Annotated in this window: 23 protein-coding genes; 11 read left to right on the top strand and 12 right to left on the bottom strand. The window is 60.4% G+C overall.

Annotated elements, in window-relative coordinates; all coding sequences use genetic code 11:
• Position 1: 1 nt before the first annotated feature.
• Genes B3Q33_RS07975 through B3Q33_RS07955 form a run of 5 tightly spaced genes read left to right on the top strand, consistent with a single transcriptional unit; the run spans position 2 to position 8,099 of the window.
• Entirely contained in the window at positions 2-3,829 is a 3,828-nt protein-coding gene (locus B3Q33_RS07975; protein ID WP_272962115.1) for a YhdP family protein, read from the top strand.
• Positions 3,826-4,674 (top strand): carbon-nitrogen hydrolase family protein, encoded by an 849-nt coding sequence (locus B3Q33_RS07970; protein WP_273010205.1) that lies wholly within the window; start codon positions 3,826-3,828, stop codon positions 4,672-4,674. The genes B3Q33_RS07975 and B3Q33_RS07970 overlap by 4 nt, the downstream gene beginning before the upstream one ends.
• Positions 4,664-6,106, top strand: a complete 1,443-nt coding sequence (gene tldD / locus B3Q33_RS07965; protein ID WP_272962117.1) for a metalloprotease TldD — start codon at positions 4,664-4,666, stop codon at positions 6,104-6,106. The genes B3Q33_RS07970 and tldD overlap by 11 nt, the downstream gene beginning before the upstream one ends.
• Positions 6,106-6,567 (top strand): Crp/Fnr family transcriptional regulator, encoded by a 462-nt coding sequence (locus B3Q33_RS07960; protein WP_035248106.1) that lies wholly within the window; start codon positions 6,106-6,108, stop codon positions 6,565-6,567. Before tldD ends, B3Q33_RS07960 begins: the two co-directional genes overlap by 1 nt.
• A 32-nt stretch (positions 6,568-6,599) precedes the next feature.
• On the top strand, positions 6,600-8,099 hold the full coding sequence (locus B3Q33_RS07955) for a C13 family peptidase (protein ID WP_035248104.1): 1,500 nt from the start codon (positions 6,600-6,602) through the stop codon (positions 8,097-8,099).
• Positions 8,100-8,283: 184 nt separating this feature from the next.
• Here the strand turns inward: B3Q33_RS07955 and yjgA are convergent, their stop codons facing one another.
• Positions 8,284-8,823 (bottom strand): ribosome biogenesis factor YjgA, encoded by a 540-nt coding sequence (gene yjgA / locus B3Q33_RS07950; protein WP_035248101.1) that lies wholly within the window; start codon positions 8,821-8,823, stop codon positions 8,284-8,286.
• A gap of 84 nt (positions 8,824-8,907) precedes the next feature.
• On the opposite strand from yjgA, the gene pmbA reads away from it, so the two are divergent.
• Both pmbA and B3Q33_RS07940 read left to right on the top strand, forming a co-directional pair.
• Positions 8,908-10,263 carry a metalloprotease PmbA gene (pmbA, locus tag B3Q33_RS07945; RefSeq protein WP_272962118.1) on the top strand — a complete coding sequence of 452 codons (1,356 nt, stop codon included), beginning with the start codon at positions 8,908-8,910 and terminating at the stop codon, positions 10,261-10,263.
• 60 nt (positions 10,264-10,323) lie between these two features.
• Positions 10,324-11,076: a BPSS1780 family membrane protein gene (locus B3Q33_RS07940; protein WP_035248239.1), complete on the top strand. Its 753-nt coding sequence runs from the start codon at positions 10,324-10,326 to the stop codon at positions 11,074-11,076.
• A 68-nt stretch (positions 11,077-11,144) separates the two neighbouring features.
• On the opposite strand, the gene mgtE is transcribed toward B3Q33_RS07940, so the two are convergent.
• The 11 genes from mgtE to B3Q33_RS07885 all read right to left on the bottom strand — a co-directional run bounded on the left by mgtE (position 11,145) and on the right by B3Q33_RS07885 (position 19,706).
• Positions 11,145-12,509 (bottom strand): magnesium transporter, encoded by a 1,365-nt coding sequence (gene mgtE / locus B3Q33_RS07935; protein ID WP_035248098.1) that lies wholly within the window; start codon positions 12,507-12,509, stop codon positions 11,145-11,147.
• Positions 12,510-12,621: 112 nt separating this feature from the next.
• The gene (locus B3Q33_RS07930) at positions 12,622-12,891 is read right to left on the bottom strand and encodes an HPr family phosphocarrier protein (RefSeq protein WP_035248097.1); all 270 of its coding nucleotides are present in this window, start codon (positions 12,889-12,891) and stop codon (positions 12,622-12,624) included.
• 14 nt (positions 12,892-12,905) lie between these two features.
• Complete coding sequence (gene rapZ, locus B3Q33_RS07925) at positions 12,906-13,757, bottom strand: RNase adapter RapZ (protein ID WP_035248096.1); 852 nt, start codon at positions 13,755-13,757, stop codon at positions 12,906-12,908.
• Positions 13,758-13,854: 97 nt separating this feature from the next.
• The gene (gene ptsN, locus B3Q33_RS07920; protein WP_035248095.1) at positions 13,855-14,328 is read right to left on the bottom strand and encodes a PTS IIA-like nitrogen regulatory protein PtsN; all 474 of its coding nucleotides are present in this window, start codon (positions 14,326-14,328) and stop codon (positions 13,855-13,857) included.
• Positions 14,329-14,344: 16 nt separating this feature from the next.
• The gene (hpf, locus tag B3Q33_RS07915) at positions 14,345-14,647 is read right to left on the bottom strand and encodes a ribosome hibernation-promoting factor, HPF/YfiA family (protein ID WP_035248094.1); all 303 of its coding nucleotides are present in this window, start codon (positions 14,645-14,647) and stop codon (positions 14,345-14,347) included.
• 39 nt (positions 14,648-14,686) lie between these two features.
• Complete coding sequence (locus B3Q33_RS07910; RefSeq protein ID WP_035248093.1) at positions 14,687-16,153, bottom strand: RNA polymerase factor sigma-54; 1,467 nt, start codon at positions 16,151-16,153, stop codon at positions 14,687-14,689.
• A 263-nt stretch (positions 16,154-16,416) separates the two neighbouring features.
• Positions 16,417-17,142, bottom strand: a complete 726-nt coding sequence (lptB, locus tag B3Q33_RS07905) for an LPS export ABC transporter ATP-binding protein (RefSeq protein ID WP_035248092.1) — start codon at positions 17,140-17,142, stop codon at positions 16,417-16,419.
• Positions 17,139-17,696 carry a lipopolysaccharide transport periplasmic protein LptA gene (lptA, locus tag B3Q33_RS07900; protein WP_052042806.1) on the bottom strand — a complete coding sequence of 186 codons (558 nt, stop codon included), beginning with the start codon at positions 17,694-17,696 and terminating at the stop codon, positions 17,139-17,141. The genes lptB and lptA overlap by 4 nt, the downstream gene beginning before the upstream one ends.
• Positions 17,680-18,237 carry an LPS export ABC transporter periplasmic protein LptC gene (lptC, locus tag B3Q33_RS07895; protein ID WP_035248090.1) on the bottom strand — a complete coding sequence of 186 codons (558 nt, stop codon included), beginning with the start codon at positions 18,235-18,237 and terminating at the stop codon, positions 17,680-17,682. Before lptC ends, lptA begins: the two co-directional genes overlap by 17 nt.
• On the bottom strand, positions 18,234-18,737 hold the full coding sequence (locus B3Q33_RS07890; protein ID WP_035248088.1) for a KdsC family phosphatase: 504 nt from the start codon (positions 18,735-18,737) through the stop codon (positions 18,234-18,236). Before B3Q33_RS07890 ends, lptC begins: the two co-directional genes overlap by 4 nt.
• Entirely contained in the window at positions 18,738-19,706 is a 969-nt protein-coding gene (locus B3Q33_RS07885) for a KpsF/GutQ family sugar-phosphate isomerase (RefSeq protein ID WP_035248086.1), read from the bottom strand.
• 183 nt (positions 19,707-19,889) lie between these two features.
• On the opposite strand from B3Q33_RS07885, the gene B3Q33_RS07880 reads away from it, so the two are divergent.
• The 4 genes from B3Q33_RS07880 (at position 19,890) to hisG (ending at position 22,880) form a co-directional block, all read left to right on the top strand.
• On the top strand, positions 19,890-20,534 hold the full coding sequence (locus B3Q33_RS07880) for an MlaC/ttg2D family ABC transporter substrate-binding protein (RefSeq protein ID WP_035248084.1): 645 nt from the start codon (positions 19,890-19,892) through the stop codon (positions 20,532-20,534).
• Between the two features lie 125 nt (positions 20,535-20,659).
• Complete coding sequence (locus B3Q33_RS07875; RefSeq protein WP_272961595.1) at positions 20,660-20,914, top strand: BolA family protein; 255 nt, start codon at positions 20,660-20,662, stop codon at positions 20,912-20,914.
• A 40-nt stretch (positions 20,915-20,954) separates the two neighbouring features.
• On the top strand, positions 20,955-22,217 hold the full coding sequence (gene murA, locus B3Q33_RS07870; RefSeq protein ID WP_035248081.1) for a UDP-N-acetylglucosamine 1-carboxyvinyltransferase: 1,263 nt from the start codon (positions 20,955-20,957) through the stop codon (positions 22,215-22,217).
• Positions 22,218-22,235: 18 nt separating this feature from the next.
• The gene (hisG, locus tag B3Q33_RS07865) at positions 22,236-22,880 is read left to right on the top strand and encodes an ATP phosphoribosyltransferase (protein WP_035248079.1); all 645 of its coding nucleotides are present in this window, start codon (positions 22,236-22,238) and stop codon (positions 22,878-22,880) included.
• Positions 22,881-22,996 lie beyond the last annotated feature (116 nt).

The following is a 22,996-nucleotide window of genomic DNA, read 5'->3' as shown; positions in this document are numbered from 1 at the left end:
TATGGCCTCGACCCGACCCAATCGCTGGCATCGACTTTATCCGTCCCTCTGGTGGCTGACGGTGGCCTTGCTGCTGCTGATGGCGGCCTATGTGGTGGTCGGCCGCCAGTTGATGCTGCTGGTACCGGATTATCGCGAACGACTGGAAGTGCTCTTTGAAGAACGTATCCAGACACCGCTGACCATCGCCGAGCTAGACGGCAAGATGTCCGGCCTGGTGCCCCAGTTTGTGGCCCGTCAGATTCGCCTGCCGGCCCCTGAAGGCGACACCGCGCTGGAGCTGGACGAGGTGGTGCTGGGCATCGACGTGTTCCGTTCTTTGTTGCACCGGGATCTGGTGCTCAAGGAGCTGCGCATTCATGGGGTGGAGCTGCATCTGGTGCGCGGCGAGGATGGCAGTATCCGTCTGCGTGGCCTGGAGGCGCTGGGCAGCAATGACCCGGAGCAGCGGCCGCCGCTGGAGCGTATTCTCACCCTGTTTTACCGCCAGCAGTTGCTGGTGATCAGCGATGCCCGTTTGTCCATGGAGTGGCCGGGTATGCCGCCACTGGCGGCCTCCGAGCTGGAAGCCACCCTGATCAATCGGGGGGATGAGCACCGGCTGGCGCTGAATCTGGAGGCCCGTGATCGGCCCCTGTCCCTGCAGGCGCGCATTCATCTGCATGGCGATGCGTTTTCCCTGCAAGAGGTGGAAGCGGATCTCTACGCCAGCCTCAAGGGCGAGCGGCTGCATGAGTGGCTGCCCGAGGAACTGGGCTGGCCGGTGCAGGTGGCAGCCCTGGATGGCCGCCTGAAGGTATGGTCAACCCTGAAACAGGGGCAGCCCCATGATGCCCGCATCAATCTCAATCTCCCTGCCCTGACTTTGCAGCAGAACGGTCAGGACTGGCCCATGACCGAGCTGTCGGCGCGGCTGGCCCTGGTTCGTGACGGCGAGAGGGCGACTCTGTCCCTGACCAACCTGGCCGCTGATTCGCCGGCCGGCACCCTCAACCTGGGAGACCTGGCGCTGCGCTGGCAGACCCGGGGGGAGCAGCGGCAATGGCAGTTCCGGGGCAATGAATTGCCTCTCCATGCGCTCAGTCAGCAGTTTCAGCAGTGGCCTTTTGCCGTGCCCGGGAACCTGCAACAGGTCCGTGAACGTTTGACGGTGCAGGCGCCACGGGGGCTGCTGGATGGTGTTTATGTGCAGGGCCGTGCCCGGCAAGTGGAGAAATTCCAGTTGCGCTTCACGGGTCTGTCGAGCCAGGCGCAGGACCGGATACCCGGTGTACAGGGGCTTTCCGGCTGGGTGTCGGGCAGTCCTTCCGAAGGGCAGGCGCATCTGCACAGCGACAATCTGAGCCTGCAATTTCCGCGGCTTTATGACCATGCCCTGGGTGGCCAGGTCAGCGGGCTGCTGGACTGGCGGCGTGATGGCGAGCAGCTGTTGGTGCGCTCCGGGCGGTTGCGCGTGGTCAATCCGGATGCCCATGGTGAGGCGCTCATGCAGCTCACTCTGCGCCCCGAGCAGATTCCGCAATTGCGCCTGGCGGCAGAAATCTACGAAGGCAACGGCGCCCGCGCCAGTCATTACATGCCGCTCAAGCGGTTACCCGAGGGGCTGTCCGGCTGGCTCGGACAAGCCATCCAGGGCGGCCATCTGCAGCGTGGGCAGATTCTTTATCAGGGGCCGGTGAAAATCGACAAGAGCCGCCAGCAGGATCGCACCTTGCAGATGCGTTATCAGGCCAGCGATGTGCGCTTGTCTTTTCTGCCGGATTGGCCGGTAGCCAGTGACGTGTCGGCGGATGTGCTGATCAACGGCCGCCAGGTTCGCGGGCTGGCTCGCAGCGGGACATTGCTGGGTAGCGAGCTGCAGGACGTACACGTTGATGTGCCGGATTTTGCCACCGGCGAGACGCCGAGGCTGATTATTTCCGGTCGGGCTCGAGGGCCGGTCAAGGATCTGGATACGCTGTTTCAGGATACCCCTCTGCGTAAACAGCTCCCTGAAGAACTGCTGGATTGGCGTTTCCGAGACGGCAGCATGGCGGGGTATCTGTTGCTGGATATTCCCCTGCAAAAAGGCAGCGGCACACCGGTGGTGATTGTGGATGCCCAGGTGAACGATGCCACTCTTAACAATACGCCGCGCAAACTGCAGGTAACCGAGGCCTCGGCACCGGTCTATTTTCATTCGCGTGATGGCATGCAGATCGACCGCCTGCAGGCCCGGGCCCTGGGGGGGCAATTCGGTGGCCAGTGGCTGACCCGTGATGGCCGCAGCCGCTTGCAGCTCGATGGCAGCCTGCCCATGAAGCAGGCGGCAAACTGGCTGGGCTTTCCCTGGCTGAAGCCTCTGTCCGGGCAATTACCGCTGGGGCTGACTGTGCAGATTCCCTGGCAGGGCACCCCGTTTTCCCTGCGAGCGGCCTCGTCGATGAAAGGGATTACCGTGGATGCACCGGCGCCGCTCGGCAAGTCTGCCGAGGCAACCCGACCGCTGGATATCCGGCTCAGTAATCCGGGCAGACGTCTGGCGCTGGACATGGAATACGGCGGGCTGCTGCGAGGGGCGTTTCGCATCGACAAGCGCGTGCGTGGTGATCTGCTGCTGGGCAGCGGCACCTTGCAGGTGCCCGCCGAGGGGATTCAGGTACGCGGCCGGCTGGCTAACGCCAGTGTGGAGCCCTGGATCGACTTTATCGGTAACCGGCTGATGCCTTCACTGAATGCTGGCAGTGGTGGCGGGGTGGCTACCGCCGATGCCTCCCTGAGCAAGGTCAGCCTGCAGGTGGATCGCCTGGATCTGTTTGGCATGGAGGTAGCCGATACCCGGCTCTCGGTGCTGCCGGCGGTGGCTGGCTGGGATATGGCGCTGAGTAGCCGTGCGGTGGCCGGGTCTGTGCGCATTCCGGATGGCTTCACGGCCCGGGGTGAGGCGCCGCTTGCCATGTCGGTGTCCCGCCTCAATCTGAAGCTGCCCGAGGGAGCGCTCGGCGATGACGGGGAAACCGCACCGGTGTCGCCGCTGACACTGCCGCCGCTGGATGCGGATTTCAACAGTATCGTTATCAACGGTGAGGACTACGGCCAGTGGCAAGGCAAGGTGCGGCCGGTGAAACAGGGCGTGCGTATTTCCGATCTGGACGGGCGCTGGCGATCCAGCCGTTTTCAGGGCACGCTGGACTGGACCGAGGAGGCCGGCAAGTCTTACAGCCGCTTCAACGGCAGCCTGTCCTCGGACAATCTTGGCCGCTCCCTGAACGCCTGGGGTATGCCGGCACTGATCGAGTCCGACGATGCCCGCGCGCAAGTTGTGCTTGGCTGGACAGACTGGCCGTTGAATATGAATTATCTGGCCCTGGAGGGGCAGACCCAGGTGGATATCGGGGAATGCCGGATTCCGGATACCGATACCAAAACCTCATTCCTGCGCCTGCTGGGTATTCTCAATATCGGCACGATCCAGCGTCGTTTACGGCTGGATTTCTCGGACCTGTACAAGAAGGGCATGAGCTGCGACAGCATTACTGGCGACTTCTCCATTGATGGCCCCCGGGTGGCTACATCCAATCTGGCCATTGATTCGCCCTCAGCCGCGATTCGCGTCAAGGGTGCCATTGATCTGGAAAAGGAAACCCTGGATCACAACATGGAGGTGACCCTGCCATTGTCCAGTAACCTGTATGCGGGCTGTCTGGCAGGGCCGGCAGCCTGTGCGGGTATTTTTGTGGTGGAGCGGATCTGGGGCGACCGGCTCGACAAGACAACCACCATGGAATACCGGGTAACCGGTAACTGGAGCAGCCCACAAGTGAAAGAAACCGAGGGGATATTCGAATGACGGTGCAACGCTATCAAATTGCCGCCATCCAGATGACCAGCGGCAAGCAGCCCGATGACAACCTGCGCCAGGCGGGAGCGCTACTGGCCGAGGCCCGGCAAAAGGGTGCCGAGCTGGCCGTGTTGCCGGAAAATTTCGCCGGCTACGGCGTTGATTACCGGGTGCTGGGTGAGCGTCATGACGAGCTGGTCGGCTGGTTGTGTGAGCAGGCCAGCAGCCTGGACATGGCGATCATTGGCGGCAGTCTGCCTGCACTGCAGCGCCCGGATGGGCAGCCGGTACCATCACCACTTGTGCGCACCTGTTCCATCGCGGTAAACGCTGCCGGGGAATGCCTGGCCCGCTACGACAAGCTGCACCTGTTCGATGCGGATGTGCAGGATGCCCAGGGTCGTTACCGTGAGTCGGATTTTTTTGAGCCCGGCCAGGAGGTGGTGACCACCACTCTGGGTGATCTGCAGGTGGGCATGGCGATCTGTTATGACCTGCGCTTTCCGGCGCTTGCCCAGCGGCTGGTTGCCGCCGGGGCGCATCTGTTGGTGTATCCCTCTGCCTTTACCGCGGTCACCGGCGCGGCCCACTGGCAACTGCTGCTGCGTGCCACGGCGGTACAGACCGGCTGTTATGTGCTGGGCGCCAACCAGTGCGGCCAGCACGGCCCGCGTCGGGCCACCTATGGGCATTCCATGCTGGTGGACCCCTGGGGCCGGGTGGTGGATAGTCTGAGCGATTCTCCCGGTGCTCTTGTGGCCGAGCTGGACCTTGCTACCATGAATGAGCTTCGGCAAAGCATGCCGGTTCAACAGCATCAACGATTCCGAATTGAAGGACCCTATGACACATAACGACGCCCTATCCATTGCCGAGTCCGTACTGCTGGCGCCGGCAAACCTGCACACCCCGCAATTGGCGTCGCTGCTGAACGGCAAACTGACCGGCCAGGCAGATTATGCCGACATGTATTTCCAGCACAGCCGCCATGAGGCCTGGGTGCTGGAAGACGGTATCGTCCGTGATGCCAGCTTCAATACCGAGCGCGGCGCCGGTGTGCGCATTGTCCAGGGCGATAAGACCGGGTTTGCCTATAGTGATGACATCACCCTGGACGCGTTGCAGCAGGCCAGCGGTGCCGCCCGTGCCATTACCCGACATGGTCAGGACCGGCAGATCCAGCTTGCCAGTCGGGCGGTGCCGGCCCGTTATGCCGCCATTGATCCGCTACTGGGCTGGCCCGCCGAAGACAAGGTGGCCCTGCTGCAACGTATCGATGCCTTGGCCCGCTCACTGGACCCGGCCATCGTGGAAGTCACGGCCAGCCTCAGTGCTGAACAGGATGTGATCATGGTGGTCGCCAGTGACGGCACCCTGGCGGCGGATGTGCGGCCATTGATCCGCTGCAATGTGAGCGTGATCGCCGAACGCAATGGCCGCCGCGAGCGCGGCAGTGCCGGCGGTGGTGGTCGGGTGGCCTACGACTGGCTGTTGCAGGAAGAGCGTATCGAAACCTGGGCCCGGGAAGCCGTACGTGGCGCCTTGCTGAACCTGGAAGCCGAAGCAGCACCGGCAGGCACCATGCCGGTGGTATTGGGGCCGGGCTGGCCCGGTGTGCTGTTGCACGAAGCGGTGGGCCATGGCCTGGAAGGCGATTTCAATCGCAAGGGCACTTCCATGTTTGCCAAGAAATTTGGCCAGCAGGTGGCGTCGCCCCTGTGTACCGTGGTGGACGATGGCACCCTGCCGGATCGCCGAGGCTCTCTGACCATCGACGACGAAGGCACCCCTACCGCCTGCAATACCCTGATCGAAAACGGCAAGTTGGTGGGTTTCATGCAGGACAAGACCAACGCCCGGCTGATGGGTGTGGCGCCCACCGGTAACGGCCGGCGGGAATCCTATGCCCACCTGCCCATGCCACGCATGACCAACACCTACATGCTGCCCGGTGAGAGTGATCCGCAGGATATTGTTGCCAGTCTCGATCGCGGCATTTACGCGGTGAACTTCGGAGGTGGCCAGGTGGATATCACGTCCGGGCGTTTTGTCTTTTCCACCAGCGAAGCCTACCTGGTGGAGAAGGGCAAAATCGTCTGCCCGGTGAAAGGCGCCACCCTGATCGGTAGCGGCGCGGAAGTGATGAGCCGCATCTCCATGGTCGGTAATGATCTGGCCCTGGACAGTGGCATCGGCGTTTGCGGCAAGGATGGCCAGTCCGTGCCGGTGGGCGTGGGTCAGCCCACCCTGCGTGTGGACGCCCTCACCGTGGGGGGCACTGCCTGATGTCCCAGGTACTGGACGTTCTGTCACGCATGCGTCTGTTCGCCGGGCTCAGTGATGAAGAACTGGCGGTACTGGAAAAGCTGGTATTTGTTAACCGGGTTCCTGCCGGGGAACCGGTATGCCGGGAAGGGGACCGCAGTGATTTTGTCTGCTTTGTGGTGCGCGGTTGTCTGGATATCGTCAAGAACAGCGAAGCCGGTGGCGAGGTGGTGATTGCCCATTTACGGCCGGGTGATTCCATGGGCGAGATGGCGCTGGTGGATAACGAGCCCCGATCGGCTACAGTCCGTGCCGCCGAGGATGCCACCCTGATCGTGCTCACCCGCAAGGGTATCGAGCAATTGCGTAAACGCAGCCCCCATGCGGTCAGTCTGATCATGGAAAACATTGCCCGCCTGTTATGCCTGCATCTGCGTCGCACTTCGTCACAGCTGGCCCAGTTCAAATTACCGGTAGGATAACAAACGCTAATAAACACGTTACGGGTTTGCCGATGAAAGTATTCTGCCTTGGAATGGTTCTGGTTGCGCTGGTTGGCTGTGATCCGGTGCAGTGGCCGGCGGATGTGCGTTTGCCGGACGGGGCGGTGTATGACGGCGATACCCGAGATGATCTCTTCCACGGCGAAGGTACGCTGACCTGGCCGGATGGTCGCTACTACGAAGGGGAATTCCGCGAAGGGCGGCTTAATGGTCACGGCAAGCTGGTGGATCGGCGCGGCTGCGCTCATCAAGGTCAGTTTGTCGACGGCGTCCTGCACGGGGAAGGGCAGTTCACCTGTGACGATGCCACCTGGCAGGGGCGCTTCGAACAGGGTGAGCTGATTGAGGGCACCGTCAGCTATGAGAGCGGCGGCTCTTACCAGGGCAAATTCCGTGATTTCGCCCCCCATGGCCAGGGAATCTGGGTCACCGAGGATGGCGCGCACTATGAAGGCCGGTTCGAGGATGGCGAGCTGCTCAAGGGCACTTACCGGGATGAGGAAGGTTACCGCTATGAAGGGGAATTTCGCTATTTTTCCTATCACGGCCAGGGGGTGCTGACCCGCCCGGATGGCGTGGTGATTCGTGGCAAGTTTGAAAACGGCCATGCTCACGGCAGCGGCACGCGCACTCAGCCGGCTGAGGGCGACGGTGAGCCGCAGGAAGAAAAAGGGTATTTCGTGCGTGGACGCTATTACGCCAGTGAGCAGGTCTACCGGGAAAATCGCCATGCCCGGGCAGCAAAAATGGAGGCCCGCCTGTACACCGAATCCAGCCGTTTACAGTCGGTGTTGTCATCCTTGGCGCCACAGCGGCCGGGAGTGCGTGATGTTTACCTGCTGGTGGTAGGTGGCGATGGCACCGAGGCTGTGTTTGCCCGCGAAGTGGACTGGGTGGCGGAACGGCTGGGCTCGGTATTTGATCTCAACCGCCGGCAGGTGCGTTTGATCAACGGCGGCAGCGATGATCTGCCTCTGGCGACCCGAACCAGTGTACGTGAAGCGCTGCAAGCGCTGGATGCCCTGCTGGATCCGCAAGAAGATCTGCTCATGGTGCATCTGGTCAGCCATGGTTCCAAAGAGGGCGCCCTGTTACTGGATGATCGAAATCTCAAGCTTAATGATCTGAGCGTGGCGGACGGCAAACAGTGGCTGAATGGCCTGCAGGCAAAGCATCAATGGCTGGTGGTGTCGGCCTGCTATTCCGGAAAATGGGTAGACGCCCTGGCTTCACCGCAGCGGGTTGTGTTTGCTTCTGCAGCGTCGGATCGTACCTCCTTCGGTTGCGGTGACGACTCCGACCGTACCTGGTTCAGCAAGGCGTTGTACGGTGAGGATATGGTGGCCGGCATCGCCGATCCGCAGGCCTGGTTTGCTGCTGCCAACGAGAAGGTCTCGGGGATGGAGGAAGAGCAAGGCATTGAGGGCGATGCGCACTCCATGCCGCAAAAGGCAGTGGGGGAGGCATTTTTGCGCTGGTGGCAGGGAAATAAAGCAGTTAACAGTGAATAGCGAAAACCCGTGAGTGATCGGAACGTAGGGTGGATTAGCCTAAGCGTAATCCACCTTCGGTTTCGCACATGGTGGGGGCAATGCGGGGAAAACATGGTGGATTACGCTTAGGCTAATCCACCCTACGCCACCCGGATGGGTGTTGCGTGTAGATGTGTTGCTCGCTGTGTGCAGGCAGCGCTTCTCAGTACAGCGGCGCGGTTTTGTCCAGTTGGTTCAGGTAGCTCATCAGCTTGCGTCGCTCGCGTTTGAACTTGTCTTTTTCCGCGGCGGACGCCGTGGTCGGGTCGGCAATGCGGGCCTTGAGCGCGTTACGGCTCAGGTTGCGCAGTTGCTGGCGGTCACCGTGGGGGAAGAAGTCCAGGACTTGCTGCAGGGTGCTTTCGGCGTCCCTGGGCTGGTCGCAGGCCATGATCTGTTCTACCCAGTTGGTCAGCCGTTGCTGGCGGAACGGATCATGAAACGCTTCCAGCGCCTGGATGATCTGCTCGCTGTTGGATTCGCGCATCAGGCGGCCGATGTACTGGGCATGGCGACGGCGAGCCTCGTGGTGGTTGATGCGGGCTGCTTCGTCCAGGGCTTTTTTCAGTTCATCGCCCAAGGGCAGTCGCTCGCGCTCCGCCGGCTTCATGTCCATTAACGAGAGTCCCAGCTCCTGCAAAGCACTGTCATCGCGTTTTTGTTGTGTCTTGCTGGTCAGCAGGTCGTCGTTATACTCGGTCATTGGATTTCGGCTTTCCTGTTTTGCGTGCGGCGTGTTGCGTGAAGCTTGCCGACGGACTTTTTCTGATTACGGAACCGCTATTTTATGTCTGATTCCCCCGCAACGACAGCAGTACTGGATATTGCCCAATTACGCCAGGCGGAAGATACCGCCGCCTGGGTGCTGGAAGAGGCGAAACGGCAGGGTGCCGATGGGGCAGAAGTGAATGTGAGTCTGTCCCAGGGATATTCGGTCAATGTGCGCCAAGGGGAGGTGGAAACCGTGGAATTCCACCGCGACCGGGGGGTGTCGGTGACCCTGTTCCGCGGCCAGCGCAAGGGCCACGCCAGCAGTTCCGACGACAACCGTGACAGCCTGCGCGACACCATTCAGGCGGCGGCCTCCATTGCCCGCTACACCGAGGAAGATCGTTATGCGGGTCTGGCACCGGCCTCGATGCTGGCTCGGGAGGTGCCGGACCTGGACCTGTATCACCCCTGGGCAATGGATACCCAGGCGGCCATCGACGAGGCATTGCGCTGTGAAACCATTGCCCGCAATGATGAGCGTATCGTCAATTCTGAAGGCGCGTCCATCAACAGTGGCGCCAGCCTGCGGGTCTTTGCCACCTCGGAAGGTTTTCTGCACGGCTACCGTGGTACCCATCATAGCCGGGTCTGCAGCGTGGTGGCGGAAGACGATGATGGCATGCAGCGTGATTACTGGTACGACGGAGGCCGCATCGGTGAGCGGCTGGCCAGCGCCGAAGAGATTGGCGAAAAGGCCCGCGAGAGAACGCTGGCACGGCTGGGGGCGAGCATTCCGGAGACCGGTGAATTGCCGGTGATCTTTGCGCCGGAAGTGGCATCCGGCCTGCTGGGTCACCTGGTGTCCGCCATCAGCGGCGGCGCCCTGTTCCGTCGCAGCTCCTTCCTGCAGGACAGCATTGGGACTGCGGTGTTGCCCAAGGGCTATGCCCTGACGGAGAACCCGCATCTGTCTGCCGGAAACGCCTCCGCCCCTTTCGATGGCGATGGCCTGCCCACCTGCGCCCAGTCTTTCGTGGAGGACGGCGTGCTGCGCCAGTATGTACTGGGCCTGTACGCCGGTCGCCGTTTGCAGATGGACCCCACCGGCAATGGTGGCGGGGTACGTAACCTGTCTATCACCGATACGGGCGAGTCACTGGCAGCGTTGATGGCCCGGGTGCCGAAAGGCATTCTGATCACGGAAGTCATGGGGCAGGGAGTAAATCTGGTGACAGGAGACTATTCTCGTGGCGCCAGCGGTTTCTGGTTTGAGAACGGCGTCATACAAGGAGCGTTGCAAGAGTTTACCATTGCGGGGCATTTGGGGGAGATGCTCAAGGGTATTCAGGGTAGCGGCACCGATGTGGATTATCGGGGTAACATCGCCAGCGGCTCGCTGTTGCTGTCGCCGATGAAAATCGCAGGGCGATAGCGACAGGTTGTATCCGGGCATTTTCAATGGATGAATTTTTTTTCGGGAAAGGAGCAAACCGTGAGTGAAATCAATCCGTATCAACAGCCGCAGGCCGAGCTGATTGATGACAATAATCCGCCGGCACAGCCGCTGACCATTCTGGCCGAGCCGCGCAAAATCAGTGTGGGGGACGCGCTGGGCTGGATCGGCAGTGGTCACAAGATGCTGCCGGGACACTGGGGTGTGGTGCTTGGGGCCCTGGTGGTCACCGTGCTGATCACCTCTGCCTTCCAGATCATTCCGTTGCTTGGCATGATCGCTCAGATTCTGGCGACGCCTCTACTTTACGCGGGGATCGTGAAAATTTTCCATCGCATGGAAACCGAGGGCAACTCGGATTTTGCCGACTTGTTCGCCGCGTTTTCTGATCGAACCGGTCCACTGATTCTGATGGCACTGGCTCAGCTCGGTGTGATGCTGCTGCTCGGGGCTGTTTTCGGTGGCCTGGGGTATGCGTTGGGTGCCGGAGGCGCTGGTACTGGAGCGATGATAGTGATTGGCCTGTTGGGTCTGGTAGCCATGTTTGGCTTCGTCTATCTGTTCTATTTCACCGTGCCGCTGATCTTTCTGGGCAACAAGGGTGTGGGCGAAGCCATGAAGCTGAGCCTTCGCGGCTTCACCCGCAATGTAATTCCCATGATCGTTTACCTGCTGGTCACCATGGTGATCGTGCTGGTGGCTGCCTTGCCACTACTGCTGGGGTGGCTGTTCGTCATGCCGATTCTGGCCGGCGCCTACTACGTCTCTTTCCGGCAGATTTTTGTGGAATAAATTTCGTAGTAGAGCATGACAAAAAAGGCGCCAATCAATGGCGCCTTTTTTATGGGTGAACGCAACAGTCAGACCAGCAAATGTGCGTAAAGCACGGTGGCCAGGCCCAGGAAGGCAAAGAAGCCGACAATATCGGTGATGGTGGTGAGCACCACGGAGCCGGCCAGGGCCGGGTCGATGCCCATCTTTTTCATGATCATGGGCAGCATGGCGCCCGCACAGGCGGCCATGATCAGGTTGATGATCATGGCGGTGGCGATGACCATGCCGATACTGGGGTCGTCGAACCATAGCGCAGCGGTAATGCCAATCACCGTGGCCCACAGCACGCCATTCAATGCCCCCACGGATAGTTCCTTGACCAGCAGATAGCGCGTATTGCTCGACTGGATCTGCCCCAGTGCCATAGCGCGGATCACCAGGGTCAGGGTCTGGCTGCCAGCGATGCCGCCCATGCTGGCAACGATAGGCATGAGGATGGCCAGCGCCACCACTTTTTCCAGGGTGGCTTCGAACAGCCCGATGACGGCGGAGGCGGCCAGGGCGGTCAGCAGGTTGATCCCCAGCCAGACAGCCCGGCGGCGAGCGGTCTGCCAAACGGAACCGAAGGTGTCCTCGTCTTCATCCAGACCGGCCATACTCATCAGCGAGTGGTCGGCTTCCTCGATAATCACGTCGACCACGTCATCAATGGTAATCCGGCCGACCAGCATGCCGTCTTCGTCCACCACCGGTGCGGTTACCAGATCCTGACGTTCGAAGATCTTGGCGACTTCATGAGCGGGCAAGGTGGCAGGGATGGATTCGGCGTCGGTGATCATGGCCTCCCGCACGGTGGTGCCGGGGTCGCTGATCAGGACCTTGGTCAGCGGCAGCAGCCCGATAAACTGGTTGCGGCGATTGACCACGGCCAGGTTATCGGTGGTACGGGGAATTTCACCCCGCCGACGCAGATAGCGCTGTACGACCTCGAAGGTGATTTCCGGGCGGATGGTAATCACATCCGTGTTCATCAGGCCCCCGGCAGTATCCTCCGGGTAACTCATTACCTGTTCCAGCCGGTCGCGATTCTGTTCATCCAGGCTGGCCATGACCTGGCTGGTAACGTGGTCCGGCAATTCCTGCAGGAGGTCGGCCAGGTCATCGGTGTCCAGCTCTTCCACCAGCGAGACCAGCTCGTCGGTGCTCAGATTGCGCAGCAGTTCAACCCGCACTTCCTCGCCCAGATACTGGAGGACCTCGCTTTCCTGATCCTTGCTCAGCAGTTGCCAGAGAATTTCCCGTTCCCGGGGAGGGAACGATTCCAGCAAATGCGCCGCCTCAGCACCGGGCAGATTATTGAACAGCTGACGGACCTGGGTATAGGTGCCGCTGGACAAGGCGCGGTTGATGATTTTGTGGTGCTGTTGGCTACGGCTGGTATCGGCGGGCATAAATAGGACAGGCAGTTGACAGGTGATAGTTGACAGTGGACAGCTAAAAACAGGCTGGCCGCGAGCGAGCCCCTAACTGTTAACTGTCAACTATCAACTATCAACTGTTTTTTCATTCTTCTTCGTCAAAGCGGCGGCCGAACAGATCGGTGAGTTCTTCCATGGCGGCGGTTTCATCGTTGCCGTCAACCTGAAAGGTAACGCTGGTGCCCTTGGCGGCGCCAAGCATCAACAACCCCATGATGCTTTTGGCGTCGATGGGGTTGCCGTTGTGAATGACGTGAATGCGGCTTTCATAGCGTGAGGCCACGCTGACCACCTTGGCGGCAGCACGGGCATGCAGGCCAAGCTTGTTGATGATATCCAGTTGCTTTTCGATCATTGAGTGGTGGAAGCCTAATCCAGTTCGCGGTGGCGGACCTGAAGGGTGGTGCCCTCATTGCGTAGCCGTTTTGCCAGTTGCTCGGTAATGAATACCGAACGATGGCGGCCACCGGTGCAGCCGATGGCGACCGTCACATAGCTGCGATCGCTGTCAGCAAACGCCGGCAGCCAGCGTTTTACGAAATGATGAATGTCATCAAGCATGTCGTGGCTGGCCTGGTGCTGCTGGAGGAAATCGATGATGGCGTCATCGCGGCCGGTAAAGGGCCGCAGGTCGGCCCGCCAGTGCGGGTTGGGCAGTACTCGCACGTCAAACACCAGATCGGCATCGTTGGGCAAGCCGTTCTTGAACCCAAAGGATTCCAGTTGCAGGGACAGGGCCGCGCTGCGATTGGCTACCCGCTCGCGCATCAGGTTGCGCAGGCTGTGAACGTCATAGTTGCTGGTGTCGATCACCAGGTCGGCACGCAGGCGGATATTGGAGAGCAATTCCCGCTCATGCTGAATGGCTGCCTCCACGGAGCCCTGCTGGGCGCCCAGCGGGTGACGCCGCCGGGTGGCGCTGAAGCGCTTCAGCAGAGTGCTGTCGTCCGCATCCAGGTAAATAATTTCGGTCTTTACCTGCTGCTGGTGTAGTGCATCCAGGATGGCATCAAAGGCCAGCAACTGGGTGGGCAGGTTGCGGGCATCAATGCCTACTGCCGCTCGTTCTATGGGTAGCTCACCCTGATCAAGCTGCTCCGCCAGTGTCGGGAGCATGCCCACCGGCAGATTGTCGACGCAGTAGTAGTTCTGGTCTTCCATGGCTTGCAGGGCGGTGGTTTTCCCCGAGCCGGATCGGCCGCTGATGATGGTGAGTTTCATGGTTGCACCGCTTGCATGCTATTTGCCGCACGTTGACACGCAAAATTGATAGACGAGGGGATATCCCGGGTGATGCCTGAAAGCGTGTTGCGTTCCTTCATGATGCCAGTCGCAGCTCCGCTTCGGATTCCACGGCGGTGTGATAAAGGTGATGATCGTTCTTGCTCAATCGCAGTTCGTCACGGTAATCGTCGTCGTTGAACAGGGAAGCCAGGTGGCTGAGGGTTTTCAGGTGCTGTTCAGGGTTTTCCTGGGGAACCAGCAGCACAAAAACCAGATCTACCGGACGACCGTCAACGGCGTCGAAATCGATGGGGGTAGACAGTTTCAGCAGCAGCCCGATGGGTTGCTGGCAGTGACCAAGACGGCAGTGAGGAATGGCGATGCCTTCACCGATGCCCGTGGAGCCCAGCTTTTCCCGGGCTACCAAGGCATCGAAGACCTCCTGTTCGTTGAGGCTGTCGCAGCCGGCCGCGGCCAGCTGCGCAACCTGGTCCAGCAGCTGTTTCTTGCTGCTGGCCTGCACCTCGCTATGGGTGCGTGCTTCGGTGAGTAGTTCGCGAACTCGCATAATTGTCGCTTTGGGTTCAGTGGCCGCCGTGCTTGTGGCTGACAGCCTTTTCCTTGTGTTTGAGGATCTGGCGGTCGAGCTTGTCCGTCAGCTTGTCGATGGCAGCGTACATGTCCACTGCTTCAGCGGTGGCGAAGACGTCGGCCCCGGAAATATGGATGGTGGATTCTGCCTTGTGGGTTTTGGGTTCCGGAGAAAGAATCACCTGGACACTGGTAATCTGGTCGAAATGCCGTTCAAGACGGGAGAATTTGTCTCCTACGTAGGCTCGCAAAGCATCGGTAATTTCCAGGTGATGACCGCTGATATTAATTTGCATGGCTGACTCCTTTACCTGCTCGTTGGGCCGTCCCGGCGCCTACACCAAACGCTTGCGGGCGCTGGATGACGGTATTCTCATCGCCTCACGATACTTGGCGACTGTCCGGCGCGCCACGTTGATCCCCTGCTCGTTCAACAAGCTAGCCAGCTTGTTGTCGCTAAGCGGCTTGCGGGGATTCTCGGCAGCGACCAGCTTCTTAATAATGGCACGAATAGCGGTGGAGGAACACTCACCGCCGCCGTCTGTTCCCACGTGGCTGGAGAAGAAATACTTGAGCTCAAAGACGCCGCGGGGTGTCATCATGTATTTCTGGTTGGTGACCCGACTGATGGTCGATTCGTGCATCTCGACGGCATCAGCAATCTCGGCCAGAACCAGCGGTTTCATTGCCTCCTCGCCATAGTCAAAGAAGTCTTGTTGAACTTCAACGATGCGGGTGGCCACCTTCAGCAGGGTGTCGTGGCGGCTTTGGAGGCTCTTGATGAACCACTTGGCCTCCTGCACGCAGTTGCGCAGGTACTGACCATCCTCGCCACCGGCCTTGCGGGCCATGGAGGCGTACTGCTGCTGCAGGTTGACCTTGGGCAGCACTTCCTCATTCAGGCTGACCTGCCAGCGTCCCTGGTGCTGGCGCACAATCACGTCCGGCACCGCGTAATCCACCTGGCTTTCACCGATCTGTTCGCCGGGTGCCGGGTCCAGGGTGCGCAGCAGCGAGAGCGCGTCGAGCAGGTTTTCTTCGCTGATCTGCAGTACCCGGCGCAGGGCGGCGTAGTCGTGCTTTTCCAGCAGCGCGAGATGCCCCAGCAGGGCCAGGGCATAGTCCAGAAAGGGAGTGTCTGTGGGGAGTTGGCGCAACTGCACCCGCAGGCAGTCGGCCAGATCCAGGCTGGCGACCCCTACCGGATCGAATTGCTGCAGGCGGTGCTGAACTGCCAGTACTTCATCGGCTTCCAGTTCGTCGCCTTCGGTGAGCAGGTCATCCTGGGCGTTCATCATCGCTACGATCTCGTCCACGGTGACGGTCAGGTAGCCGCGATCGTCCAGGGACTCGATGATGGTCATGGCGATAATGCGGTCTACATCGCTCATGGGGGTCAGATTCAGTTGCCAGAGCAGGTGGTCCTGAAGATTGCCGGCAATGCTATGGCGTTGTTGCCAGTCGTCGGCATCGTCGGGGAGGGCGCTGGAGGCACTGCTGGTCTGGCCGGAATAGACATCGTCCCATTCCGTTTCGATGCCGGGTTCGTCGTCCACGAACTCTTCCAGAGCGTCGTCACGCTCGGTATCCAGCTCCTGTTCGTCCTGACGTTCTTCGTCAGCGTCAGGCAGGGATTCGTCACCGAAATCATCAGCCAGCTCCAGCAACGGATTGCTTTCCACTGCCTGCTGAATCTCCTGACGCAAGTCCAGCGTGGATAGCTGCAAGAGGCGAATGGCCTGCTGCAGCTGCGGTGTCATGGTCAGCTGCTGGCCGATTTGTAGTTGTAGGCTTGGCTTCATACTGCTCAGGCTGATGTCATCCCCAAAACACGAGAATAACAGCCTATGCATAAGGCAAGCAATATTTGTGCCAATGATGGTTGTGTGCTAGAGAGCAAAGTTGACAGTTGATAGTGGACAGTTGACAGCGTCGCGGGGAATCCTGTCTTTATCTGCAATGTCTGAGGCTGCGTTTAAAGTTCGGGCGCGGCCCTCAAAGGGCTTCAGAACCAAGTGCCTTTATCGCGTAGCTGTCAACTGTCCACTATCAACTGTCAATTTGTTTACAGCCTGAAATCGGCCCCCAGGTACACATCCCGCACCTGCTGGTTACCGAGAATGGTGTCGGCGTCGCCGGAGGCGATAATGTGCCCGGCGCTGACAATATAGGCGGTGTCACAGATATCCAGGGTTTCGCGCACGTTGTGATCGGTGATCAGCACGCCGATGCCGCGCTCTTTCAGGTGGCGGATGATGCCCTTGATGTCGTTCACGGAAATCGGGTCCACGCCGGCGAAGGGTTCATCCAGCAGGATGAAATCCGGGTCGGTGGCCAGACCGCGGGCGATTTCTGCCCGACGTCGTTCACCGCCGGACAGGCTCATGCCCAGGGAATCACGGATATGGGTGATATGGAATTCCTTGAGCAGGCTCTCCATGCGCTCGTGGCGATCCGCCTTGCTGAGCTCCTTGCGGGTTTCCAGGATCGCCATGATGTTTTCTTCCACGGTCAGGCGGCGGAAGATGCTGGCTTCTTGTGGCAGATAGCCGATGCCGCGCTGGGCGCGGCCATGCATGGGCAGATGGGTGATATCCGCCTCGTTGATGTCGATTCGCCCGGCGTCCGCTTCCACCAGGCCGACAATCATGTAGAAGCAGGTGGTCTTGCCGGCGCCATTGGGGCCGAGCAGGCCGACGATCTGGCCGGCCTCCACGTCCAGGGAGACATCCTCGATGACTCGGCGACCCTTGTAGCTTTTTGCCAGGTGGTGGGCACGTAAATGGCTCATAGGGTGTTTGGCTCCGCCTCGGAGGAGGGCTCTACGGGCGCCTCTTCGTTTGTATTGTTGTCCGCAGGAGTGTCTTCCTTGGGCGTCTGATTTTCGGCAGGGATCACCAGTCGCACACGCTTGTCGCCTTCGCTGCTGGCGTCAACCCGCTTGGAATCCAGGCTGTACTCCACCTTGGCGCCTTCGAAGGTGTTGCCCAGGTGTTCAATGTAAGCGTCGCCGGTAAGTACCAGGGTGCGTTGGCGAATATCGTAGACCAGGTTGTTGGCGTGGGCCTGCAGGTCCTCACCTTCTTCCATGCGCACCGGGGTGCCGGACGCTTCCACGCGGATCAGTTCGCCATTGCGGGTAAACAGGCGCATTTCGTCTGCAAACAGTTTCCGCTTGCCCTGTATCAGTTCCACATTGCCGCGATACAGCCCGCTGCCGGCGTCCTGTTCGAAACGCCCCGAGTCGGCGGTGACGGAAACTGGCATTTGCGGTGGGGCGGCCACTGTGCTCACCGGCAGGGCCGCAGCCAGGGCGATGGTGCAGGTTCTAAGAAGCCGGCGCATCAAACTCACTCTTTACTCCTTTTTCAAGGGTCAGTATGCCCTTGTCGAGATCGGCCTCCAGCGCACCCGCGCGGGTCTTGCCGGATTCAAATTCTATGTCAACATCCCCGGGAGAGCTGGCGATGTTGGTCTCGCTGAGAAAGCGCAGCTCCTGGGTATCCAGGGTGATTTTCTGTTGCTGATTGCTGGCTGTCACGTCGCCGGAGAAAACAATCAGGTCGCCATTTTCCTGCACCACGCCCTGCTCGCTGACAATGGTCCAGCTGCCTTTGTCGTTGGCCATTTCCAGCTCAGGTTGCTGCATTTCCGTGAGCGGGTTGTGGTCGTACTGGGTCAGCGTCTCGGCGGTGAGATAGTACTGGAGACGACCGTCATCTTCACTAAAGGCGCGTGCTGTAATGTCCTTGGCGACGATGGCTGGCGCGGTGAGGATGGCATCCTCTTGGCCCGGCAGGGAGTCATCCCACTCGTGCAGGGTCATCAGCATGACCAGCCCCAGCATCAGGATGCCGGTGGCGCTGAGCAAGCCCTGGCGCTTCATGCTGGGCTCCGTTGCGCGAGGATGGCGTCGCAGATTTCGCGAACCGCGCCTTCGCCGCCGCGCCGTTCGGTAATGTGGTCGGCAGCTGCCTTGGCGCAGTCATGGGCATTGGCCGGGGCAAAACTGAGCTGGGCCCAGTCCAGGGCGCTCACGTCGGGTTCGTCATCGCCGGCATAGCCGGTCTCGCTGGCGGCGATGCCTAGCTGTTGCGCCAGATCGGCCAGGGCCACCCCCTTGTCTTCGCGGCCCTGTATCACATGAGCGATGCCCAGGTCGGCGGCGCGTTTGGCCACCATGGGCGTGTTGCGACCGGTGATGATGGCCAGGGTGACGCCGCTGGCGGCCAGTTTTTTCAGGCCGTGGCCGTCCAGGGTGTTGAAGACCTTGATGGCTTCGCCTTCCGGGCTGAAGTAGATGCGCCCGTCGGTCATCACCCCGTCCACGTCGAAGGCCATCAGGCGCAGGTTCTGTGTATCAATGGACGACAGTTGCATGGGCATTTACACCACCCCCGCGCGCAGTAGGTCCTGCATGTTGAAGGCACCAAGAGGCTTGTGGTCCTTGTCGCAGACCATCAGGCCATTGATCTTGCGGGTTTCCATGATCTGCAGGGCCTCGGCGGCCAGGTGGCCGGGTTCGATGGTGATCGGCTGAGCCACCATGACCTCATCGATGGTGGCCTTGCGAATGTCGATATCCCGATCCAGCATGCGGCGCAGATCGCCATCCGTAAAGATGCCGGCCAGGGTGCCGTCGTCCCGGGCGATGGCGGTCATGCCCAGCCCTTTGCGGGTCATTTCCAGCAGGGCTTCGCTGAGCGGAGTGCCCGAGGCAACCACCGGCAGGCGCTCGCCAGCATGCATGATATCGTCCACCTTGAGCAGCAGGCGGCGGCCCAGGCTGCCACCGGGGTGGCTCATGGCGAAGTCTTCAGGGGTGAAACCGCGTGCTTCCAGCAGCGCGATGGCGAGGGCATCGCCCATGGCGAGAGCCGCCGTGGTGGAGGAGGTGGGCGCCAGATTGTGCGGGCAGGCCTCTTCGTTGACTGCCACGGTCAGGTGTACGTCGGAGAGTTGCGCCAGCGCGGATTGCGGACGACCGGTCATGCCGATCAGGGCGGTGCCCTTGCGCTTTATCACCGGCAAAATGGCCAGCACTTCGGCGGTTTCGCCGGAATTGGACAGGGCCAGCACCACGTCATCGGTGGTGATCATGCCCAGGTCGCCGTGGGAGGCTTCACCCGGGTGAACAAAGAAAGCGGGGGTGCCGGTGCTGGCCAGGGTGGCGGCCAGTTTGCTGCCCACATGGCCACTTTTGCCCATGCCGGTAACAATTACCCGGCCACGGGCGCCAAGCATCAGGTCGCAGGCGGCGGAGAAGCTGTCATCCAGGCTGTCTTTCAGGGCGTCCACGGCTCTGGCTTCGATGTCCAGAACCCGTCGGCCCACGCCGATGTGGTTGTGACTCATTCATCTCTCCTCTGGTCGGGGCCGATTATACATTGCTGGGCAGGCCACGTTGACCCGAATTCTGTTTCATTTGGAACCGTTGTGACATCTTGGGACTCCAATAAAGCAGATGCGGTTCAGTGTGTTACTGGACATCAGCGGTATAAAACCGTAAAACCGCCGGACATTAACAGGGAGTCTTCTATGCATTTGCAGCGTGTGATCCGGATCTGGCTGGCGATGGTGCTTACCGCCATGGCCTCTTTGGCGGCGGCGGAAAATGATCCGCGGCAAGTGGTGATGGAAGCGGTGGAGCGCATGACATCCCGCATTGAAGCGGAGCGGGAGCAACTGGAAACGAACCCGGACCGGGCCAGGGAACTGGTGCGCGAGGAGCTGGGCGACCTTGTGGATTTCAAGCGTATCACCCGCATGGTGATGGGCGATTACTTCGGACCGTCCAGCAAGGAGCAGAAGTACCGCTTTCTGGATGTGTTCAAGAACAGCCTGATCAACACCTATGCCTCCGGCATCACCCTTTATGAAGGTCAGAAGATTACCACCCTGCCCATGCAGGAAGGGGACCGTAAGGGCGACTATGCACGGGTGCGCATGGAGGTGAAAACCAACTCCGGCAAGACCGTGCCGATCTATTACACCCTGTTCCAGCGTGATGATCAGTGGCGGGTGATCAATGTCTACGTCAACGGTCTGGATTTGCGCGATACCTTCCAGAGCCAGTTCGCCCAGGGTATGCAGCAGTACAACGACATCGACAAGGTGATCGACAACTGGTCCGCGGACGCCAAGATCGACGCCGGCATCGAGGGTGAAGACCAGAAGAGCTGATTGTTCGGCCGCCGCCGCCGTGGCAAGGGGGCGCCGGCTCGCGTATTATTGCCGTTTTTACCGAGGAGCGGGTCTGTCCCGCTCCTTGCTGTTCGGGCCGCTGTCGGCCCCGATGAGGAGCGAACATGAATCCGGAAGAGGTAAAAGCGCTGGTCGAAGCCGGTTTTGATGGTGCCGCCGTGGCGGTGGAAGGCGGCGGCGACCGGTTCCAGATTCGCGTGATATCTACCGCCTTTGACGGCCTGATGCCGGTGAAGAAGCAGCAGCTGGTGTACGCGACCATCAACGAGCAGATCCAGAGCAATACTATCCACGCGGTGCAGATCATTACCTATACCCCGGCCGAGTGGGAAAAAGCCCAGAAAATGGGTATCGGCTGAGGCATTGCGCCCGGCCTTCTGACAAGCCTAGAGACAGTTCATGGATAAATTGATCATCACCGGCGGTCGGCGTCTGGACGGCGAAATCCGTATTTCCGGCGCCAAGAACGCAGCACTGCCGATCCTGGCCGCCACCCTGCTGGCCGACGAGCCGGTCACCGTGGGCAACCTGCCGCATCTGCAGGATGTCACCACCCTGATCGAGCTGCTGGGTCGCATGGGCGTCCACGTGGTGATCGACGACCGCATGAACGTGGAAGTAAACGCTACCACCATCAAGGAACTCACCGCTCCCTACGAGCTGGTGAAGACCATGCGTGCGTCCATCCTGGTACTGGGCCCCATGGTGGCTCATTTTGGCAGGGCCTCAGTGTCGCTGCCCGGTGGTTGTGCCATTGGCTCGCGGCCGGTGGATATTCACCTGCGCGGGCTGGAGGCCATGGGCGCCACCATCGAAGTGGCCAACGGTTATGTGCACGCCTCTGTGGAGGGCCGTCTCAAGGGGGCTCGCATTGTCATGGATACGGTGACCGTGACTGGTACCGAAAACCTGATGATGGCGGCGGCGCTGGCGGAAGGCACCACCTACCTGGAAAACGCGGCCCGCGAACCGGAAGTGGTGGATCTGGCTGACTTCATCAACACCATGGGTGGCAAGGTCAGTGGCGCCGGTACCGACACCATCACTATTGAAGGGGTGGAGAGTCTTCACGGCGGTCATCATGAAGTGATCGCCGACCGTATCGAAACCGGTACCTACCTGATTGCCGCTGCTATCACCGGTGGCCGTATCAAGACCAAGGACACCGTGCCAGGCATTCTCGATGCGGTGCTGCAAAAGCTGGAAGAAGCCGGCGCAAAAATTACCACCGGTGACGACTGGATCGAGCTGGACATGGAGGGTCGTCGGCCCAAGGCCATCTCGCTGCGGACCGCGCCGTACCCGGCCATGCCCACGGACATGCAGGCTCAGTTCATGGCCCTGAACCTGATCGCCGAGGGCACCGGCACCATTGTGGAAACGGTCTTTGAAAACCGCTTTATGCATGTGCAGGAAATGAACCGCATGGGCGCCGATATCGAAGTGCAGGGCAATACCGCTATTTGTCGCGGTGTGGAGCAGCTTACCGGTGCGCCGGTGATGGCCACCGACCTGCGCGCCTCCGCCTCCCTGGTGATCGCGGCGCTGGCGGCGCAAGGGGAAACCACGGTAGACCGTATCTATCACATCGATCGCGGCTATGAGTGTATTGAAGAGAAACTGCAATCGCTGGGTGCGGTGATTCGCCGCGTCCCGCGCTGATCGGGAAAGAGCGTCGTAATGACCAAGCCGTTGACCATCGCCCTGTCCAAGGGGCGCATCCTCAAGGAAACCCTGCCGCTGCTGAAAGCGGCGGGCATTGAACTGCTGGAAGATCCGGAAGCGTCACGCAAGCTGATCTTCGATACCACCCGCGATGATGTGAAAATCATCATTATTCGCGCCACCGATGTGCCCCCCTATGTGCAGCACGGTGCGGCGGATATCGGTGTGGCCGGCAAGGATGTGCTCATGGAGCATGGCGGCGACGGCGTGTTCGAACCCCTGGATCTGAATATCGCTCGTTGCAAATTGATGGTAGCGGCGGTGAAGGATGCCCCGGATGCGGGGGGACGCCTGCGCGTGGCCACCAAATTTGTCAACGTGGCCAAGGCTTACTATGCCCAGCAGGGCAAACAGGCAGAAGTGATCAAACTTTACGGTGCCATGGAGCTGGCGCCGCTGGTGGGTCTGGCCGACCGCATCGTGGACATCGTGGATACCGGCAATACCCTGCGCGCCAACGGTCTGGAGCCCACCGAACTGATCGCCCATATTTCCACCCGGGTGATCGTCAACCGTGCCAGCATGAAAACCCGCCACGGGGACATTCAGGGCATCCTGGATCAGCTGGCCGAGGCGGTGGAGGCCCGCAAGGCCGGTTAGTTCAGCGGGTAGGGTAGGCGTTAATTGATAATTGAGAATGGATAATTGATAACGCGCGGGACAGGCTCTCTATCATCAAGCGCAACAGGCCGCGCCCAGGCTCTGGGCGCGGCCAT

Source organism: Alcanivorax sp. UBA3183, assembly GCF_002364155.1.
Taxonomy (GTDB): Bacteria; Pseudomonadota; Gammaproteobacteria; order Pseudomonadales; family Alcanivoracaceae; genus Alcanivorax; species Alcanivorax jadensis.
Note: the sequence above shows the minus strand (reverse complement) of the source record. Positions and strands in the feature narration are given on the sequence as shown.

What these genes read in the sequence shown, in the direction of transcription:
- B3Q33_RS07975 (WP_272962115.1), top strand. Translation starts at nt 2, where the DNA reads ATGGCCTCGACCCGACCCAATCGCTGGCATCGACTTTATCCGTCCCTC.
- B3Q33_RS07970 (WP_273010205.1), top strand. Translation starts at nt 3,826, where the DNA reads ATGACGGTGCAACGCTATCAAATTGCCGCCATCCAGATGACCAGCGGC.
- tldD (WP_272962117.1), top strand. Translation starts at nt 4,664, where the DNA reads ATGACACATAACGACGCCCTATCCATTGCCGAGTCCGTACTGCTGGCG.
- B3Q33_RS07960 (WP_035248106.1), top strand. Translation starts at nt 6,106, where the DNA reads ATGTCCCAGGTACTGGACGTTCTGTCACGCATGCGTCTGTTCGCCGGG.
- B3Q33_RS07955 (WP_035248104.1), top strand. Translation starts at nt 6,600, where the DNA reads ATGAAAGTATTCTGCCTTGGAATGGTTCTGGTTGCGCTGGTTGGCTGT.
- yjgA (WP_035248101.1), bottom strand. Translation starts at nt 8,823, where the DNA reads ATGACCGAGTATAACGACGACCTGCTGACCAGCAAGACACAACAAAAA.
- pmbA (WP_272962118.1), top strand. Translation starts at nt 8,908, where the DNA reads ATGTCTGATTCCCCCGCAACGACAGCAGTACTGGATATTGCCCAATTA.
- mgtE (WP_035248098.1), bottom strand. Translation starts at nt 12,509, where the DNA reads ATGCCCGCCGATACCAGCCGTAGCCAACAGCACCACAAAATCATCAAC.
- B3Q33_RS07930 (WP_035248097.1), bottom strand. Translation starts at nt 12,891, where the DNA reads ATGATCGAAAAGCAACTGGATATCATCAACAAGCTTGGCCTGCATGCC.
- rapZ (WP_035248096.1), bottom strand. Translation starts at nt 13,757, where the DNA reads ATGAAACTCACCATCATCAGCGGCCGATCCGGCTCGGGGAAAACCACC.
- ptsN (WP_035248095.1), bottom strand. Translation starts at nt 14,328, where the DNA reads ATGCGAGTTCGCGAACTACTCACCGAAGCACGCACCCATAGCGAGGTG.
- hpf (WP_035248094.1), bottom strand. Translation starts at nt 14,647, where the DNA reads ATGCAAATTAATATCAGCGGTCATCACCTGGAAATTACCGATGCTTTG.
- B3Q33_RS07910 (WP_035248093.1), bottom strand. Translation starts at nt 16,153, where the DNA reads ATGAAGCCAAGCCTACAACTACAAATCGGCCAGCAGCTGACCATGACA.
- lptB (WP_035248092.1), bottom strand. Translation starts at nt 17,142, where the DNA reads ATGAGCCATTTACGTGCCCACCACCTGGCAAAAAGCTACAAGGGTCGC.
- lptA (WP_052042806.1), bottom strand. Translation starts at nt 17,696, where the DNA reads ATGCGCCGGCTTCTTAGAACCTGCACCATCGCCCTGGCTGCGGCCCTG.
- lptC (WP_035248090.1), bottom strand. Translation starts at nt 18,237, where the DNA reads ATGAAGCGCCAGGGCTTGCTCAGCGCCACCGGCATCCTGATGCTGGGG.
- B3Q33_RS07890 (WP_035248088.1), bottom strand. Translation starts at nt 18,737, where the DNA reads ATGCCCATGCAACTGTCGTCCATTGATACACAGAACCTGCGCCTGATG.
- B3Q33_RS07885 (WP_035248086.1), bottom strand. Translation starts at nt 19,706, where the DNA reads ATGAGTCACAACCACATCGGCGTGGGCCGACGGGTTCTGGACATCGAA.
- B3Q33_RS07880 (WP_035248084.1), top strand. Translation starts at nt 19,890, where the DNA reads ATGCATTTGCAGCGTGTGATCCGGATCTGGCTGGCGATGGTGCTTACC.
- B3Q33_RS07875 (WP_272961595.1), top strand. Translation starts at nt 20,660, where the DNA reads ATGAATCCGGAAGAGGTAAAAGCGCTGGTCGAAGCCGGTTTTGATGGT.
- murA (WP_035248081.1), top strand. Translation starts at nt 20,955, where the DNA reads ATGGATAAATTGATCATCACCGGCGGTCGGCGTCTGGACGGCGAAATC.
- hisG (WP_035248079.1), top strand. Translation starts at nt 22,236, where the DNA reads ATGACCAAGCCGTTGACCATCGCCCTGTCCAAGGGGCGCATCCTCAAG.